Below are 15,891 nucleotides of genomic sequence, written 5' to 3'. Positions count from 1 at the left end.
GCTGCATTCTGTAGCTACCGTGGCAGGTACCTGACACGGTAGCGAAGTTCGCCAAGTGTGCCACAAGTTCCGGGGATTAGGCTTCCACCAGACTCCATTGCTTGGCCAGGCGCTTGTCGGAAATCGGTACCTTGGTACCCAACTGCTGGGCAAACAGCGACACGCGGTATTCCTCGATCCACCAGCGGTACAGCACCAGTTGCTCGTCGCGCTTGCCCTCCTGGGCATGCTTGTCGGCACGCGCCTTGTACTGTGCCCACAGACCGCTCAGCTCGCCGCTCCACACGCGGTCCTTCTGCACCTGCGAACCGAGTTTTTCCAGACGCAGCTCCACTGCCTTGAGGTAGCGCGGCAGTTCCTTGAGCCAGATGCCCGGGGTTTCCCGCACAAAACCCGGGTACACCAGGTTGGCCAGTTGCTGCTTGATGTCGTTGAGCGCCACGGCCTGGGCCAGGTCGATCTTGCCCTTGAAGCGCTTCTGCAGACCGTGCCAGAGCTTGAGTATCTCGAGGGTCAGGCGGGCCAGGCGCTCGGCGTGATCGGCCCAGTGGCCGCGCTTGCGTTCGGCCAGCGAAGCAAGCCCGGCACCGTCGCGCGGCAGGCTGCTCTCGCCGTCGAGGATGCAGGTGTCCAGGCTGGCCAGCAGGATGTCCTCGACCAGCGCATCGACACGCCCCAGCTCGCGGTACAGCAGGCCCAGTTCGGTCAGCCCCGGCAGCTTGCCGCGCAGGAACTTCGCCGGCTCGGCCAGTTGCTGCAGCAGCAGCCGCTGCAAGGCTCGGCGGTGCTGGAACTCGGCTTCGGCCTGGGTCGAGAAGCGCCCTTCCTTGACCGTACCGCCCTCTTCCACCAGCGCCGGGTACACCGTCATAGACAGCCCGGCGATCTTCTGCTGGGCGGTCTGGGCCACCTCGGCAAACACCTTGGCTTGCACCGGCTGCTGGGCCTTGGCCGATTGCGGCACGGCCAGCGCGGCCTGGCTGGCAGCAACGAAGCGCGCCGTCAGCTCGGTCAGGTCGCGGCCTTCACCCAGGAACTTGCCCTGGGCATCGACCACTTCGATGTTCATGCGCAAATGGCCTTCCACCTGCGCAGCCGCCTCGGCCCAGGCCTCGTCGCTGACCCGCGCACCGGTCATGCGCAGCAGTTCGCGGCCCAGCGCCTGGGGCAGCGAGCCGTCGGCGAAGGTCATGCGCTGCAAGGCGGCCTTGACGAAGTCGGGCACCGGCACGAAGTTCTTGCGCAAGGCCTTGGGCAGGTTGCGTACCAGCGCAATGCACTTGGCTTCCAGCAACCCCGGCACCAGCCATTCCAGGCGCTCGCCCGGCAGGCTGGGCAGCAGCGGCGCCGGCACCCTCACGGTAACGCCGTCGCGGGGGTGGTTGGGTTCGAAGTGATAGCTCAGCGCCAGGCTCAGGTCGCCGATGCGCAGGGTATCGGGGTACTGCGTGGCGGTGACTTCACTGGCCTCGCGGGCCAGCACGTCCTCCTCGCGCATGATCAGCAACTGCGGGTCTTTCTGGCTGGTGACGCGGTACCAGCTGTCGAAGGTCGCGGTCTGGTGGATCTCGGCCGGCAGGCGCGCCTCGTAGTAGGCGTACAGGGTCTCTTCATCAGCCAGGATGTCGCGCCGGCGGGCCTTGGCCTCCAGCTCGTCGAGCTGCTCGAGCAGGCGCGTGTTGGCCGCCAGGCACTTGGCCCGCGACTGGATCTCACCGCCCACCAGGGCCTGACGGATAAACAGCTCGCGCGAGGCCTGCGGGTCGATCGGCCCGTAGTGCACCGGGCGCCGGCCAACCACGATCATGCCGTACAGCGTGACCTGCTCGAAGGCCACCACCTGGCCGCGCTTCTTCTCCCAGTGCGGTTCGAAGTGGTTCTTCTTGATCAGGTGCCCGGCCAGCGGCTCGATCCAGTCCGGCTCGATCTTGGCCACCATGCGCGCATACAGCTTGGTGGTCTCGACCAGTTCGGCGGTCATCAGCCATTGCGGGCGTTTCTTGCCCAGGCCCGAGGACGGGTGTACCCAGAAGCGCCGCTGGCGCGCGCCCAGGTAGTCGCCGTCCTCGGTCTTCTGGCCGATCTGGCTGAGCAGCCCGGACAGAATCGCCTTGTGCAGGCGCGGGTAGTCGGCCGGCTCCTTGTTGATGCTCAACTGCAGGTCGCGGCAGATCAGGCTCAGTTGCCGGTGTGCATCGCGCCATTCGCGCAGACGCAGGTAATTCAGGAAATTCTTGCGGCACCAGTTGCGCAGTGGGCTGGCCGTCAGGGCCTGACGCTGTTCTTCGAACCCACGCCACAGGTTGACCAGCGCGGCGAAGTCCGAGTCGCTGTCCTTCCACTGCGCATGGGCCTGGTCGGCAGCCTGCTGGCGCTCGGGTGGACGCTCGCGGGGGTCCTGCACCGACAGTGCACTGGCCACGATCAGCAGTTCCTGCAGGCTGCCCTGCTTGGCGCCTTCGAGCAGCATGCGGCCCAGACGCGGGTCCACCGGCAGGCGCGCCAGCTGGCGGCCCAGCGGGGTCAGCTGGTTCTCGCGATTGACTGCCGAGAGCTCCTGCAGCAGGTTGAAGCCGTCGCTGATTGCCTTGCCATCCGGCGGCTCGATGAACGGGAAGGCGTCGATCTCGCCCAGGCGCAGGTGCAGCATCTGCAGGATCACCGCAGCCAGGTTGGTGCGCAGGATCTCGGGGTCGGTAAAGGCGGGCCGACCATTGAAGTCGTCCTCGCTGTACAGGCGCACGCAGATGCCCGGTTCGACCCGCCCGCAACGGCCCTTGCGCTGGTTGGCACTGGCCTGGGACACCGCCTCGATGGGCAGGCGCTGCACCTTGGCACGGTAGCTGTAGCGGCTGATGCGAGCCGTGCCGCTGTCGATCACGTAGCGAATGCCCGGTACGGTCAGCGAGGTTTCCGCAACGTTGGTGGCCAGCACCACGCGCCGCCCCGGATGGGACTGGAAGATCTTCTGCTGCTCGGCCGGCGACAGCCGTGCATACAACGGCAGGATTTCGGTGTGGCGTAGCTGTGCCTTGCGCAGCATCTCGGCGGCATCGCGAATTTCGCGCTCGCCGGGCAGGAACACCAGCACGTCGCCCGGGCCCTTGCCGATGCTGCGCTCATGGGCGGCAATCTCGTCGAGGGTGGCCAGGATCGCCTGGTCGACGGTCAGATCGTCCTCGACGCGGTTGCCCTCCTCGTCCTGCTCGCTGGTCAGCGGCCGGTACCAGGTCTCGACCGGGTAGGTACGCCCGGACACCTCGATGATCGGCGCATCGTTGAAGTGCCTGGAAAAGCGCTCCAGGTCGATGGTCGCGGAGGTGATGATGACCTTGAGGTCGGGGCGCCGCGGCAGCAGGGTCTTGAGGTAGCCGAGCAGGAAGTCGATGTTCAGGCTGCGTTCGTGGGCTTCGTCGACGATGATCGTGTCGTAGCGTTCCAGAAAGCGGTCGTGCTGGGTTTCGGCCAGCAGGATGCCGTCGGTCATCAGCTTGACCAGGGTGTTGGCATCGCTCTGGTCTTCGAAGCGCACCTGGTAGCCGACCAGCGCGCCCAGCGGCGTACCCAGCTCTTCGGCCACGCGGGTGGCCACGCTGCGCGCGGCAATCCGGCGCGGCTGGGTGTGGGCGATCTGGCCATGCTGGCCGCGGCCCAGTTCCAGGCAGATCTTGGGCAACTGGGTGGTCTTGCCCGAGCCGGTTTCGCCCGCGATGATCAGCACCTGGTGGGCGGCCAGCACCTTCTTGATTTCGTCACGCTTGGCCGCGATCGGCAGGCTGTCGTCGTAGCGGATGCGCGGCACGCTGGCCTTGCGCGCGGCGACCTGATCGCAGGAGGCCTGTACCCGGGCGGCCCACTGGGCCAGCTTGGCCTCGTCGGGGCGCTTGCGCAGGTCATGCAGTTGCCGACGCAGGCGATGACGCTCGGCGATCATGGCATGGTCAAGGTTTTTCAGCAGTTGCTCGATGGCGGCGTTCTGGTCAGTCATGACGTCTTTTTAATAATGCAGGTGAGCCTGCTTTCACATGATCGGCGTAGTTTGGTCGGGGATTGTCGCAGATTTGCCCTGCCACGGCACGGTTCGCCATGCAGGGCCATTGTTTAGCCATTGATTAACTGAAGGTATACAAAGGCCGATTTAATGAACCTTCCCACGCGTGGGAGTATCCGTGCATGACTTTGCCAGCGTGTACGCCCCGCCCCCTGATGCGCCCTTCGTTCCCGAAGGTGCGGGCGCGCCCCGGTGAAAATCCGCTGTTCAATAGCATCCTCGCGTTCTGGGCCTTGTGGCATTGCCGCCATGCCCGCCCACCAGATACCGCCCTCGCACCCCACTGATACCGCTGGCCCGGTTGCGGCCACCCTGTCGACCGATCGACGTGCCCACTGGCGCGCGATCCTGTACGCCGCCACGGCGTAAGCGAGTGCACCATGCAGTTTGCCCCTGTTTCCGAGGCCGAGGATTTCCTGGCCGCCAACCCCGATATCGAGATGATCGAGTTGTTCATCCTCGACGCCAACGGCATGCCCCGCGGCAAGCTGCTGCACCGCGAGGAGTTGCTGGCCGTGTACGAAAGCGGGCGGCCGCTGCCCAGCACCATCCTCGGCCTGACCCTCAATGGCGACGATGTGGAGAACTCGGGGCTGGTATGGGACGTGGGCGATATCGACTGCCGCGCATACCCGCTGGCCGGCAGCCTGGTGCGCATGCCGTGGCGGCAGATCCCCACGGCGGCAGTGCAGGTGAGCATGCACCCCAGCGAAGGCCTGCCGGCCACCGTCGCCGATCCACGCCAACTACTGGCCAAGGTGGTCGACGCGCTCAAGGCCGATGGCTATGAGCCGGTAATGGCCTGCGAGCTGGAGTTCTACCTGCTCGACCAGAAGCGCGATCACCTGGGCCACCCGCAACCGGCACTGGATACCGACGGCGGTCGCCCCCGCGCCACCCAGGTATACGGCCTGCGCGAGCTGGAGCAGATCGAACCGTTTCTGGCCGACCTGTACAGCGCCTGCAAGGCCCAGGGCATCCCTGCGCGTACCGCGATTTCCGAATACGCCCCCGGCCAGGTGGAGATCACCCTGGAGCACGGCGACGCCTTGCTGGCCATGGACCAGGCGGTGCGCTACAAGCGCCTGGTCAAGGGCGTGGCACACAAGCACGGCATGCAGGCCTGCTTCATGGCCAAGCCGTTCGAGCACCTGGCCGGCACCGGCATGCACATGCACGTGAGCCTGGCCGACGCCGCCGGCCACAACCTGTACGCCAGCGAAGACAAGGCCGGCACGCCCCTGCTGCGCCAGTCGGTGGGCGGCATGTTGGCCATGCTGCTCGACTCGCTGCTGCTGTTCTGCCCCAACGCCAACTCCTATCGCCGCTTCCAGGCCAACAGCTATGCACCGCTGGCGCCGACCTGGGGTGTGGACAACCGTACCGTGAGCCTGCGCGTGCCCGGCGGGCCGGCCAATACCCGACATATCGAACACCGCATCTGCGGCGCCGATGCCAACCCGTACCTGGCAGCCGCAGCCATTCTGGCCAGCATCCACCATGGCATCCGCCAGCAACTGGACCCCGGCGCCCCGGTGCAGGGCAACGGCTACGCCCAGGCCAAGACGCTGCTGCCCACCGACTGGCTGACCTCGCTGACCGCGCTGGAGCGCTCCAGCTGGGCGCGCGAAGCGTTCGGCGAGGCCTTCCTCGGGGTGTACCTGGCGGTCAAGCGCGCCGAGTACCGCCAGTTCATGGCCGAGGTCGGCGAGCAGGACTGGCGCTGGTACCTGACCCAGGCCTGAGCCCCCTTATTCTTCAAGGAACACACCCATGAATGCAGCCCTCAACCACGGCACCGCCCAGCGCAGCGCCTCCTACTACACCGCCAGCCTGAACGACACCACCCAGTACCCGACCCTGCAGGGCACGGTCGAGGTCGACGTGGTGATCATCGGTGGCGGCTTCACCGGCGTGGCCAGCGCGGTGGAACTGGCCGAGCGCGGCCTGAAGGTGGCCATCGTCGAAACCAACCGTATCGGCTGGGGCGCCAGCGGGCGCAACGGCGGCCAGGTCACCGGCAGCCTGTCGGGTGACGAGGCCATGCGCAAACAGATGCGCAAGCGCCTGGGCGATGACGTGGACGATTTCATCTGGCAACTGCGCTTTCGCGGCCACGACATCATCCAGCAACGGGTCGAACGCTATGCCATCGACTGCGACCTCAAGCACGGTCACCTGCACGCGGCCATGAAGCCTGCGCACATGACCGAACTGCAGGCCTTCGCCGACGAAGCCCAGCGGCGCGGCATGGGCGAGCAGGTGCAGATGCTCGACCGCGAGGCGGTGCGCCAGCACCTGGACAGCCCGTTGTACCTGGGCGCGCTGAAGAACCTGCGCAACCTGCACCTGCACCCGCTCAACCTGTGCCTGGGCGAGGCGCGGGCGGCGCACCAGCTGGGGGCGCTGATCTTCGAAAACTCCGAAGTGCTGGAGATCGTGCATGGCGACAAACCTGCGGTTGTCACGGCCAAGGGCCGGGTCAACGCACGCCAGGTGATGCTGGCCGGCGACGTGTACCACAAGCTGGAAAAGCCCCAGCTCAAGGGCAAGATCTTCCCGGCCATGGGCGGCATCGTGACCACCACCCCACTGGGCGAGCTGGCCCGCAAGCTCAACCCGCAGGACCTGGCGGTGTACGACTGCCGCTTCGTGCTCGACTATTACCGCATGACCGCAGACGGGCGCCTGCTGTTCGGTGGCGGGGCCAATTATTCGGGACGTGATTCGCGGGATATCGCGGGGGAGCTGCGCCCGTGCATCGAGGCAACCTTTCCGGCGCTCAAGGGCGTGCCGATCGAGTTCCAGTGGAGCTGCGCGATGGGCATCGTGGTCAACCGCATTCCGCAGTTGGGCAAGCTGTCGGACAACGTGTGGTACTGCCAGGGGTATTCGGGGCATGGCATTGCCACCAGCCACATCATGGGCGAGATCATGGCCGAAGCGATCACCGGCACATTGAGCCGATTCGATACCTTTGCCGGCTGCAGCCACATCAAGGTGCCGATGGGCGATGTGCTAGGCAACCCATTGCTGGCGGCGGGGATGTGGTACTACCAGATGCTTGAGAAACTGCGTTGAAAACATCGCGGGTCAAGCCCGCTCCCACAGGGATCACTACTGTCCTTGTGGGAGCGGGCTTGACCCGCGATGAGGCCCGAAGGTTAAACCTCAGGCGATCTTCTTGAGGCCCAGCTTCTTCAACTCCTCATCGCGCAACTCGCGCCGCAGGATCTTGCCCACGTTGGTGGTCGGCAAGGCATCGCGGAACTCGATCAGACGCGGCACCTTGTACGCCGTGACATTGGCGCGCATGTGCTCCATCACCTGGTCCTTGGTCAGGGTCACACCCGGCCGCGCCACGATGAAGATCTTGATCAGTTCGCCCGATTTCTCGTCCGGCACGCCAATGGCGGCGCACTGCAACACGCCCGGCAGGGTCGCCAGCACGTCTTCGAGTTCGTTCGGGTAAACGTTGAAGCCGGACACCAGAATCATGTCCTTCTTGCGGTCGACGATGCGCATGTAGCCATCGGTCTGGATCACCGCGATATCACCGGTCTTGAGCCAGCCGTCGGCATCCAGGATCTCGGTGGTCGCCTCTTCGCGCTGCCAGTAGCCCTTCATCACCTGCGGGCCCTTGATGCACAGCTCGCCGATCTCGCCCAGCGCCAGCTCCTTGCCATTGTCGTCGATCACCTTGCACAGGGTCGACGGCAGCGGAATGCCGATGGTACCGATCTGGTTGTGCTCGGCCGGGTTGACCGCCGCCACCGGGCTGGTCTCGGTCATGCCGTAGCCTTCGCAGATGGAGCAACCGGTGACGCTCTTCCAGCGTTCGGCCACCGCCACCTGCAGGGCCATGCCGCCCGACAGGGTGAGCTTGAGCCCCGAGAAGTCCATCTTGCGGAAGGTCTCGTTGTTGCACAGGGCCACGAACAGGGTATTCAGGCCGACGAAGCCGGTGAACTTCCACTTGGACAGTTCCTTGACCATCGCCGGCAGGTCGCGCGGGTTGCTGATCAGGATGTTGTGGCTGCCGATCAGCATCATCGCCATGCAATGGAAGGTGAAGGCATAGATGTGGTACAGCGGCAGCGGCGTGATCAGGACCTCGCAGCCCTCGCCCAGGTTCGAGCCCATCAGCGCACGGCATTGCAGCATGTTGGCCACCAGGTTGCGGTGGGTCAGCATCGCACCCTTGGCCACACCCGTGGTGCCACCGGTGTACTGCAGCACGGCGACATCGCCGCTGTCGGGGCTGACTTCGTTGACCGCCTTGCCCTGCCCCTTGGCCAGCGCATCGTTGAACTTGACGGCCTTGGGCAGGTGGTAGGCCGGCACCATCTTTTTCACGTACTTGATCACACTATTGATCAGCAGACGCTTGAGCGGTGGCAGCAGGTCGGCCACTTCGGTGACAATGATGTGCTTGACCTGGGTCTTGGGAACGACCTTTTCGGCCAGGTGGGCCATGTTGGCCAGGCACACCAGCGCCTTGGCACCGGAATCGTTGAACTGGTGTTCCAGCTCCCGCGCGGTGTACAGCGGGTTGGTGTTGACCACGATGAGCCCGGCGCGCATCGCACCGAAGACGGCCACGGGGTATTGCAATACGTTTGGCAGTTGTACCGCGATGCGGTCACCGGGCTGCAGGTCGGTATGCTGCTGCAGGTAGGCGGCAAACGCCCCCGACAGCTCATACAGCTCGCCATAGGTGAGGGTCTTGCCCAGGTTGCTGAACGCCGGCTTGTCGGCGAAACGCTGGCAGGACTGCTTCAATACCGCTTGAATGTTCGGATACTCATCAGGATTGATTTGCGAGGCAACCCCGGCTGGGTACTTATCCTTCCAAAAGTGTTCGATCATGGAAGCCCACTCCTCCAGCAACAGCGAAATCTTCTCCGCAGTCGACGCGATTATTATTGATATGTGATGACGGATTGCTACAAACCGAAGCATCAGAAGCGCGCCGAGAGTAGCAGCTTTGCCAGAGGGCGCCTAGAGCCAAAGTGGGCCGCAAAGTCACATAAATGACTAACGAATACCCAGTAGTCATTTTTAGAGTAAAGGGTCTATTCAGCAAAAGCTTCGCCGGCAAGGCCGGCTCCTACACGGCAAAGTAGGAGCCAGCCTGGCCGGCGAATGGCTTTCAGGCGATATCGCGCAATTCCCGGCGCAGGATCTTGCCCACCGGGGTCATCGGCAGCGAATCGCGCAGCACGATCTGCTTGGGCACCTTGTAGCCGGTGAAGTTGGCCTTGCAGTAGGCCTTGAGCTCCTCGACGCTCACGCCGCCATCGCGTGGCACCACGAACAGTTTCACCGCCTCGCCGGAACGCTCGTCCGGCACTCCGATGGCCGCGCAGTTGGCCACCTTGGGGTGCGCCATCACCACGTCCTCGATCTCGTTGGGGTACACGTTGAAGCCCGACACGATGATCATGTCCTTCTTGCGGTCGACGATGCGCGTGAAGCCGTCCGGGTCGATCACTGCAATATCGCCGGTCTTGAGCCAGCCCTGCGCATCGAGCACCTCGGCGGTGGCGTCCGGACGCTGCCAGTAGCCCTTCATCACCTGCGGCCCCTTGATGCACAGCTCGCCGCGCTCGCCCAGGGCCAGCTCGTTGCCGTCATCATCGATCACCTTGTACGCGGTATCGGGCAGCGGTATGCCGACCGTACCCAGGCGCGCCTGCTGGCCGTAGGGGTTGGTGCTGGCCACCGGCGAGGTTTCGGTCAGGCCATAGCCTTCGACGATGCGACACCCCGTGATGCTCTCCCAGCGCTCGGCAGTGGCCTTGACCAGCGCCGTGCCGCCGGAGTTGGTGACCTTCAGCGAGGAGAAGTCCAGGTTCTTGAAATCCGGATTTTCCATCAGTGCCACGAACAGCGTGTTCAGGCCCAGCAATGCCGAGAAGCGCCACTTTTTCAGCTCTTTGACAAAGCCCGGTATGTCGCGCGGGTTGGTGATCAGCACGTTGTGATTGCCGGTGACCATCATGCACATGCAGTTCGCGGTGAAGGCATAGATGTGATACAGCGGCAGCGGCGCGATCATCACCTCCTGGCCTTCCTTGATCATTCTCTGCCCGTCCGGCCCCAACTGCGAAAAGCACGCCAGCACCTGCAGCATGTTGGCCACCAGGTTGCCGTGGGTGAGCATCGCGCCCTTGGGCAGGCCGGTGGTGCCGCCGGTGTACTGCAGCACCGCCACGTCATCGAGCGTCACTTGCACCGGCTTGAGCGCATGGCCACGGCCCTGGCGCATCACCTGCCGGAACGGCACCGCCTGGGGCAGATGATACGCCGGCACCATCTTCTTGACCCGCGCCACCACGGTGTTCACCAGCCAGCCCTTGGCCAGCGGCAGCAGGTCGCCCATCTTCGCCTCGATCAGCACCTCGATGCCGGTATCGGGCAGCACCTCCTGTACCAGCTTGCCGAACATGTTCAGGTACACCAGGGCACGGGCGCCGGAGTCCTTGAACTGGTGGCGCATCTCGCGCGCGGTGTACAGCGGGTTGGTGTTGACCACGATCAGCCCGGCTCGCATCGCGCCGAACACGGCAATCGGGTACTGCAGCACGTTGGGCATCTGCACCGCGATGCGATCACCCGGCACCAGGTCGGTGTGCTGTTGCAGGTAGCCGGCAAAGGCCGCGGACTGGCGATCCAGATCGGCGTAGGTCAGGGTGACGCCCAGGTTGGTGAACGCCGGGCGGTCGGCGAAGCGCTTGCAGGAGCGCTCGAACACCTCCAGCACCGACTTGTAGACAGTCAGGTCGATATGTGAGGGCACGCCCGCGGGGCGCTTGTCATTCCAGAAGTCAGCTTGCATTTATTCTTGTCCTCATTCCTGAGCCTGTGGGCTGCCTGCATGCAGAAAATCGCATCGTGTGCCGACGTTAGCAGTTAAGCCGCAGGGGGCAAACATGCCAAGACCTGTCATTAACATTCTGAATCTTGTTGCCATCATCCGTTCAATTACACAAATGGGCTATACACTTGCAGGATCAGCCACTTGCGCAAGGGAACCGCCATGAACCACGACGTGTTCTGGCTGCCGGCCAGCAACCATTGCAGCCTGCATGTGTATCAATGGCTGCCCGCCGCGCCGATCCGGGCCGTGGTGCTGCTGGCCCATGGCATGGCCGAGCATGCCGGGCGCTACCAGCGCCTCGGGCAGGCCCTGAGCGCTGCCGGCTTCGCGCTGTATGCCCACGACCAGCGCGGCCACGGGTGCACCGCCGAACACGGCACCCTGGGGCTGTTCGCAAGCCACCAGGGCTGGGACAGCGTGGTCAACGACCTGGCCAGCCTGGCCCAGCACATCGGCCAGCAGCACCCGGGCGCCCCGCTGTTCCTGTTCGGCCACAGCATGGGCAGCTACATCGTCCAGGCCTACCTGCTGCACCACAGCGCCAGCCTGCAGGGGGCGGTGCTCAGCGGCTCCAACTTCCAGCCACCGGCGCTGTACCGCGCGGCCTGCGTGATCGCCCGCCTCGAAGCCTGGCGCCAGGGCCCGCTGGGACGCAGCGCCCTGATCGACTGGCTGTCGTTCGGTTCGTTCAACAAGGCGTTCAAGCCCAACCGCACGGCCTTCGACTGGCTCAGCCGCGACAGCGCCGAGGTCGACGCCTACGTGGCCGACCCGCTGTGCGGGTTTCGCTGCACCAACCGCCTGTGGGTCGACCTGCTGATGGGCCTGGAACACATCAGCCAGCCGCGGCACCTGGCACAGATCGATCCCAACCTGCCGATCCTGGTGATGGGCGGCGAATGTGATCCGGTGAGCGCCGGCAAGCGTCTGAAGGATCTGGTCGGCGCCCTGCGCCTTGCCGGCAATCAGCGCGTGCAATTGCAGCTCTACCCGCAGGCACGCCATGAACTGCTCAACGAAACCAACCGTGACGAGGTGACGGCGGCGCTCATCGCCTGGCTCGAGCAGGCGCTGACCCAGGGCCGCCCGGCCCGCAGCGAGTGATACAGTACGCACCTTGTCCGAACCTTGAAGGAAACAGCCTGCATGACCCAGGTCACCAACACGCCTTACGAAGCCCTCGAAGTGGGCCAGACCGCCAGCTTCAGCAAGACGGTCGAAGAACGCGACATCCAGCTGTTCGCCGCGATGTCCGGTGACCACAACCCGGTGCACCTGGATGCCGAATTCGCGGCCAGGAGCATGTTCAAGGAACGCATTGCCCACGGCATGTTCAGCGGCGCGCTGATCAGTGCCGCAGTGGCCTGCGAACTGCCCGGCCCCGGCACCATCTACCTGGGCCAGCAGATGAGCTTCCAGAAGCCGGTGAAGATCGGCGACACCCTGACCGTGCGCCTGGAAATCCTCGAGAAGCTGCCCAAGTTCCGCGTGCGCATTGCCACCCGCGTGTTCAACCAGCACGACGAACTGGTGGTGGACGGCGAAGCCGAGATCCTCGCCCCGCGCAAGCAGCAGAGCGTCGACCTGGTGAGCCCGCCGCCGATCACCATCGGCTGATAGCGGCCCATGGCGCTGGTTACCGAGCACCTGCAGGCGGGCGGCCTGGTCGAGGCCTACTGGGTCAGGGCCAGCGCCGCCAGCTTTCCGCGTCATGCCCATGACGAGTATGTGCTGGGCGTTAACCTGAGCGGTTGCGAGCAGATCTGGCTGGACGGACGTGAGCTGCAGGCGGCGCCGGGTCAGGTGACCCTGTACAACCCGCTGGCGGTGCAGGCCTCCACCTTCGACCCGGCAGGCGTGGAGTACATCAGCCTGCACATGGCGCCCGAGGCGATAGCCCGGTTGGTCAGCCAGAACAACCTGAACAGCCCGCTGTTCGAGCAAGGCGTGTTCGACCAGCCTGCGCTGTGCCAGGCGATCGTGGCCTTCGCCCGTGCGCCGGCACACTCCGGCCATCAGGAGGAAGCCTTGTTGGCCCTGCTGGCGCAATGGCTGGAGCAGTCGCCCGGCAGGCCCGGCGAATACAGCCACGCATTGGCCCAGGCGCTGCAGTTCATGCGCCAGCACCTGGGGCACAAGCTTGAGCTGGACGAGCTTGCGCAGGTGGCCGGGTTGAGCAAGTACCACTTCGTGCGCAGCTTCAAGAAGGCCACAGGGCTGGCACCCCTGCAGTACCACATGCAACTGCGCCTGATCGAGGCACGCCGTTGCCTGCGCGCCGGCCTGCACCCGCTGGACGTGGCCCAGCTTCTGGGCTTCTACGACCAGAGCCATTTCATCAACAGTTTTCGCCGGGTAATGGGCGCCACGCCCCATCATTACTGGCAGGCGTTCAAGCCTTCATAAGCAAAAGAGCTGCTGGCGCAGCCCTGACCGGTCAATGCGGCAAAAAGCCTGCCGTCCCGTCCTTGGAACGTTTTGCCGTGCGCTTTTCCTTGGCGGTTTTGGCGGGTTTCTTCTTGACCGATTTTTTCGCATCCAGACCTTTCATGACAGGCCCTCCGCTGAGCGCGACACCTGCTTGCCGGTGACCGACTGATTATAGACCCGCCCCGGCGACCGGCGCGGCGAGGATGAATTCGCGATAGCCCGATACGATCACGTACACCGCGAAATAGCAGAAGATGCCCGCCGAGGCCAGGTACGACCAGGTCAGCAGACGGTCGCCCAGCAGGCGCCCGCCGTGGCTGGCCAAGGTGCACAGCGACGCGCACCACAGCAGCCCGGCAATGAAGAACCCGCTGAGAAACAACCCGGCCTCGAGCATGCCGCCTGCGCCGGAGCGCGAGATCAGCACCCCGCCGACCGCGGCAAACCACAGGATCGCGCTGGGCGAAGACATGGCCAGAAAGATGCCGCGCAGAAACTCGCGCCAGGGCGATTCGCGCACCACCTGCTGGCTGGTGTCCATATGCGCATTGCCGCGCCAGGCGGCCAGCAGCATCTTCAGTGCAAACCACACCAGCAAAAGCGAACCGCCCACCCACAACACCCAGCGCACGCTGGTGAACTGCAGCAGCACGGTCATGCCGAGCAATGCCGCCACGGCATAGATCAGATCCCCCACACAGGTGCCCAGCCCCAGCCAGAAGCCCTGCAGAAAGCCGCGCTGCATGGCCAGGGTGATCATGGCGATATTGGCCACGCCGATATCCAGGCACAACGACAGGCTGAGAAGAAATCCGTTGGAAAATGGCATGAACGCTCGACTACCGACGATGAAGGGCAGGCGCCATTAGACTCAGTGATGGAGGGTGTTGTATTGGAAGAAATTGCCGTGCTCAGGCCCGCGCGGCCCGCTCGAAGACCTCATCGGCCCATTGATTGAGACTCTTGCCTGCAGCCTGCGCCGCGATGCTGGCAGCGGCGTGCACCTCTGGCCGGATACGCAGCATCACCTTGCCAGAAGCCGGTTTCTCGGGAGCGATGCCCTGTTCAGCACAATCGGCCAGGTAGTCTTCAAGCGCCAGGCTAAACGCTTCATGCAGCGCACTCACGGAGCTTGCGTGAAAACTGATGATGTCTCGAACCCCGAGTACCCGCCCGACGAAGATATCGTCGCGTGCGTCGTATTCGACACGGGCCGAATAGCCCTTGTAAGTCATGCTGCTCATACCTGAACTCCTGCCCGCGAGAGAAATTCACGAGCTTCTTCAACCTGATATCGCTTGGCCTCTTTGCCTGGGTGCGGGCGGTGGCAGCGCCACTGCTGATCGCCCAGCACCAGCTTGAGCCTTGAGCCCTCACGCTCGATGACCCGCCCCCCAAGATGGAGAACCAGCGCTTCAATATCGGAGAAGCCCACAGAAGAAAGGGTCGGTATCCGAAAAATGGCATCGAGGGTCTTTCGATATCGATTGTTCATCGGAAAATGCTATCAAAATAAGATAGCATTTTTTCCAAAGGAGTCATTCAGGATCTTTCAGTGACCCGCCAGCACCTGCGCATACCGCTCCCGGTCGATATTGGCGCCACTGAGCACCACTGCCACCTTGCGCCCCTGCTGATGCTCGCGCTCCTGCAACAACGCCGCCAGCCCCGCCGCACCGGCACCTTCGGCGGTGTTGTGCGTGTCTTCGTGGAAGATGCGCATGGCGTTGGCGATTTCAGGGTCGCTGACGCGCACCACCCGCGCCGCGCCCTGGCGGATGATCTCGAACGCCTCGGGCAAGGGCATGCGGCATGCCATGCCGTCGGCGAAGGTGTTGGCGGTTTCGGTGGTGACGATGCGGTTCTGCTCGAAACTCGAGGCAAAGGCATCGGCCTCGGTGGACACCACCCCGACGATCTCGGTGTGCAGCCCCAGCAGGTCACGGGTACGAATCAGCCCGCAGATGCCCGAGCCCATGCCGATCGGCACGTACACGCAGTCCAGCGCCGGTACGGCCTCGAACAGCTCCAGCGCGTAGGTGGCCACGCCGCGGATCAGGTCCGGGTGGAACGGCGGCACGCTTTCATAGCCGTGCACCTGCGCCAGTCGCGCCGCCTCGGCCCGCGCCAGGTCGAAATCGGCGCCATGCTCCACCAGTTGCGCACCCAGCGCGCGCATGGCGGCATTCTTTTCTCGCGAGTTGCCCTCGGGCACCACGATGATGATCGGCAACCCGGCACTGCGCGCCGCCAGCGCCAGGCTCTGCCCGTGGTTGCCACGGGTGGCGGTGACCAGCCCGCGCACCGTGGGTGAGCGCGCCAGCAGCGCCTGCACGTACAGCAGCCCGCCGCGAACCTTGAAGGCACCGGTGGGCGCGTGATTCTCGTGCTTGACCCACACCTGGCAGCCCACGCGTTCGGCCAGGCGTGGCCAGGCGTACTGGGGCGTGGCAGGAACGCGGGTGTGTACCAGGCGGGCAGCGTCGCGCAGGGCGGACAGGTCGAACATGAGGCACCTCGATGGCCA

General features: G+C 64.5%; 12 protein-coding genes. 5 read left to right on the top strand and 7 right to left on the bottom strand.

Going from position 1 to position 15,891, the window contains the following annotated elements; all coding sequences use genetic code 11:
• Window positions 1-76 precede the first annotated feature (76 nt).
• Window positions 77-3,988 carry an ATP-dependent RNA helicase HrpA gene (hrpA, locus tag NJH59_RS20470; protein WP_100634637.1) on the bottom strand — a complete coding sequence of 1,304 codons (3,912 nt, stop codon included), beginning with the start codon at window positions 3,986-3,988 and terminating at the stop codon, window positions 77-79.
• A 443-nt stretch (window positions 3,989-4,431) separates the two neighbouring features.
• Between hrpA and NJH59_RS20465 the strand changes: the two genes are divergently transcribed.
• The gene (locus NJH59_RS20465) at window positions 4,432-5,796 is read left to right on the top strand and encodes a glutamine synthetase family protein (protein ID WP_253087240.1); all 1,365 of its coding nucleotides are present in this window, start codon (window positions 4,432-4,434) and stop codon (window positions 5,794-5,796) included.
• Window positions 5,797-5,824: 28 nt separating this feature from the next.
• Window positions 5,825-7,132, top strand: a complete 1,308-nt coding sequence (locus NJH59_RS20460; RefSeq protein ID WP_054914947.1) for an FAD-binding oxidoreductase — start codon at window positions 5,825-5,827, stop codon at window positions 7,130-7,132.
• A gap of 90 nt (window positions 7,133-7,222) precedes the next feature.
• On the opposite strand, the gene fadD1 is transcribed toward NJH59_RS20460, so the two are convergent.
• Window positions 7,223-8,920 (bottom strand): long-chain-fatty-acid--CoA ligase FadD1, encoded by a 1,698-nt coding sequence (gene fadD1 / locus NJH59_RS20455; RefSeq protein ID WP_043864162.1) that lies wholly within the window; start codon window positions 8,918-8,920, stop codon window positions 7,223-7,225.
• Window positions 8,921-9,203: 283 nt separating this feature from the next.
• A complete protein-coding gene (gene fadD2 / locus NJH59_RS20450) occupies window positions 9,204-10,892 on the bottom strand; it encodes a long-chain-fatty-acid--CoA ligase FadD2 (protein WP_043864163.1) in 1,689 nt (562 codons plus the stop codon).
• 201 nt (window positions 10,893-11,093) lie between these two features.
• On the opposite strand from fadD2, the gene NJH59_RS20445 reads away from it, so the two are divergent.
• From NJH59_RS20445 to NJH59_RS20435, 3 genes are read left to right on the top strand one after another with little or no spacing between them, the layout of a single operon-like run.
• Window positions 11,094-12,038: an alpha/beta hydrolase gene (locus NJH59_RS20445; protein WP_253087245.1), complete on the top strand. Its 945-nt coding sequence runs from the start codon at window positions 11,094-11,096 to the stop codon at window positions 12,036-12,038.
• A 42-nt stretch (window positions 12,039-12,080) separates the two neighbouring features.
• Window positions 12,081-12,551, top strand: a complete 471-nt coding sequence (locus NJH59_RS20440; protein WP_043864165.1) for a MaoC family dehydratase — start codon at window positions 12,081-12,083, stop codon at window positions 12,549-12,551.
• 9 nt (window positions 12,552-12,560) lie between these two features.
• Window positions 12,561-13,340 (top strand): AraC family transcriptional regulator, encoded by a 780-nt coding sequence (locus NJH59_RS20435; protein ID WP_054914949.1) that lies wholly within the window; start codon window positions 12,561-12,563, stop codon window positions 13,338-13,340.
• Between the two features lie 193 nt (window positions 13,341-13,533).
• Here NJH59_RS20435 and NJH59_RS20430 read toward each other — a convergent pair whose 3' ends face one another.
• From NJH59_RS20430 to NJH59_RS20415, 4 genes are all read right to left on the bottom strand, one after another.
• A complete protein-coding gene (locus tag NJH59_RS20430; protein WP_078481629.1) occupies window positions 13,534-14,193 on the bottom strand; it encodes a LysE family translocator in 660 nt (219 codons plus the stop codon).
• An 82-nt stretch (window positions 14,194-14,275) separates the two neighbouring features.
• Window positions 14,276-14,608, bottom strand: coding sequence for a type II toxin-antitoxin system HicB family antitoxin (locus tag NJH59_RS20425; protein ID WP_043864168.1), 333 nt, complete (start codon window positions 14,606-14,608; stop codon window positions 14,276-14,278).
• Window positions 14,605-14,859, bottom strand: coding sequence for a type II toxin-antitoxin system HicA family toxin (locus NJH59_RS20420; RefSeq protein WP_253087239.1), 255 nt, complete (start codon window positions 14,857-14,859; stop codon window positions 14,605-14,607). The genes NJH59_RS20425 and NJH59_RS20420 overlap by 4 nt, the downstream gene beginning before the upstream one ends.
• Window positions 14,860-14,916: 57 nt before the next feature.
• Complete coding sequence (locus tag NJH59_RS20415) at window positions 14,917-15,873, bottom strand: threonine dehydratase (RefSeq protein ID WP_210015450.1); 957 nt, start codon at window positions 15,871-15,873, stop codon at window positions 14,917-14,919.
• Between the last annotated feature and the right edge of the window lie 18 nt (window positions 15,874-15,891).

Origin of the sequence: Pseudomonas sp. VE 267-6A (assembly GCF_024126555.1) — a bacterium.
Classification (GTDB): Bacteria; Pseudomonadota; Gammaproteobacteria; order Pseudomonadales; family Pseudomonadaceae; genus Aquipseudomonas; species Aquipseudomonas palmensis.
This window is presented reverse-complemented; position numbering and strand designations above follow the sequence as displayed.

Bases quoted from the DNA above. Each gene is read 5' to 3' on its own strand.
- hrpA (WP_100634637.1), bottom strand. From the start codon at position 3,988: ATGACTGACCAGAACGCCGCCATCGAGCAACTGCTGAAAAACCTTGAC.
- NJH59_RS20420 (WP_253087239.1), bottom strand. From the start codon at position 14,859: ATGAACAATCGATATCGAAAGACCCTCGATGCCATTTTTCGGATACCG.
- fadD2 (WP_043864163.1), bottom strand. From the start codon at position 10,892: ATGCAAGCTGACTTCTGGAATGACAAGCGCCCCGCGGGCGTGCCCTCA.
- NJH59_RS20415 (WP_210015450.1), bottom strand. From the start codon at position 15,873: ATGTTCGACCTGTCCGCCCTGCGCGACGCTGCCCGCCTGGTACACACC.
- NJH59_RS20445 (WP_253087245.1), top strand. From the start codon at position 11,094: ATGAACCACGACGTGTTCTGGCTGCCGGCCAGCAACCATTGCAGCCTG.
- NJH59_RS20435 (WP_054914949.1), top strand. From the start codon at position 12,561: ATGGCGCTGGTTACCGAGCACCTGCAGGCGGGCGGCCTGGTCGAGGCC.
- NJH59_RS20440 (WP_043864165.1), top strand. From the start codon at position 12,081: ATGACCCAGGTCACCAACACGCCTTACGAAGCCCTCGAAGTGGGCCAG.
- NJH59_RS20465 (WP_253087240.1), top strand. From the start codon at position 4,432: ATGCAGTTTGCCCCTGTTTCCGAGGCCGAGGATTTCCTGGCCGCCAAC.
- NJH59_RS20430 (WP_078481629.1), bottom strand. From the start codon at position 14,193: ATGCCATTTTCCAACGGATTTCTTCTCAGCCTGTCGTTGTGCCTGGAT.
- NJH59_RS20425 (WP_043864168.1), bottom strand. From the start codon at position 14,608: ATGAGCAGCATGACTTACAAGGGCTATTCGGCCCGTGTCGAATACGAC.
- NJH59_RS20460 (WP_054914947.1), top strand. From the start codon at position 5,825: ATGAATGCAGCCCTCAACCACGGCACCGCCCAGCGCAGCGCCTCCTAC.
- fadD1 (WP_043864162.1), bottom strand. From the start codon at position 8,920: ATGATCGAACACTTTTGGAAGGATAAGTACCCAGCCGGGGTTGCCTCG.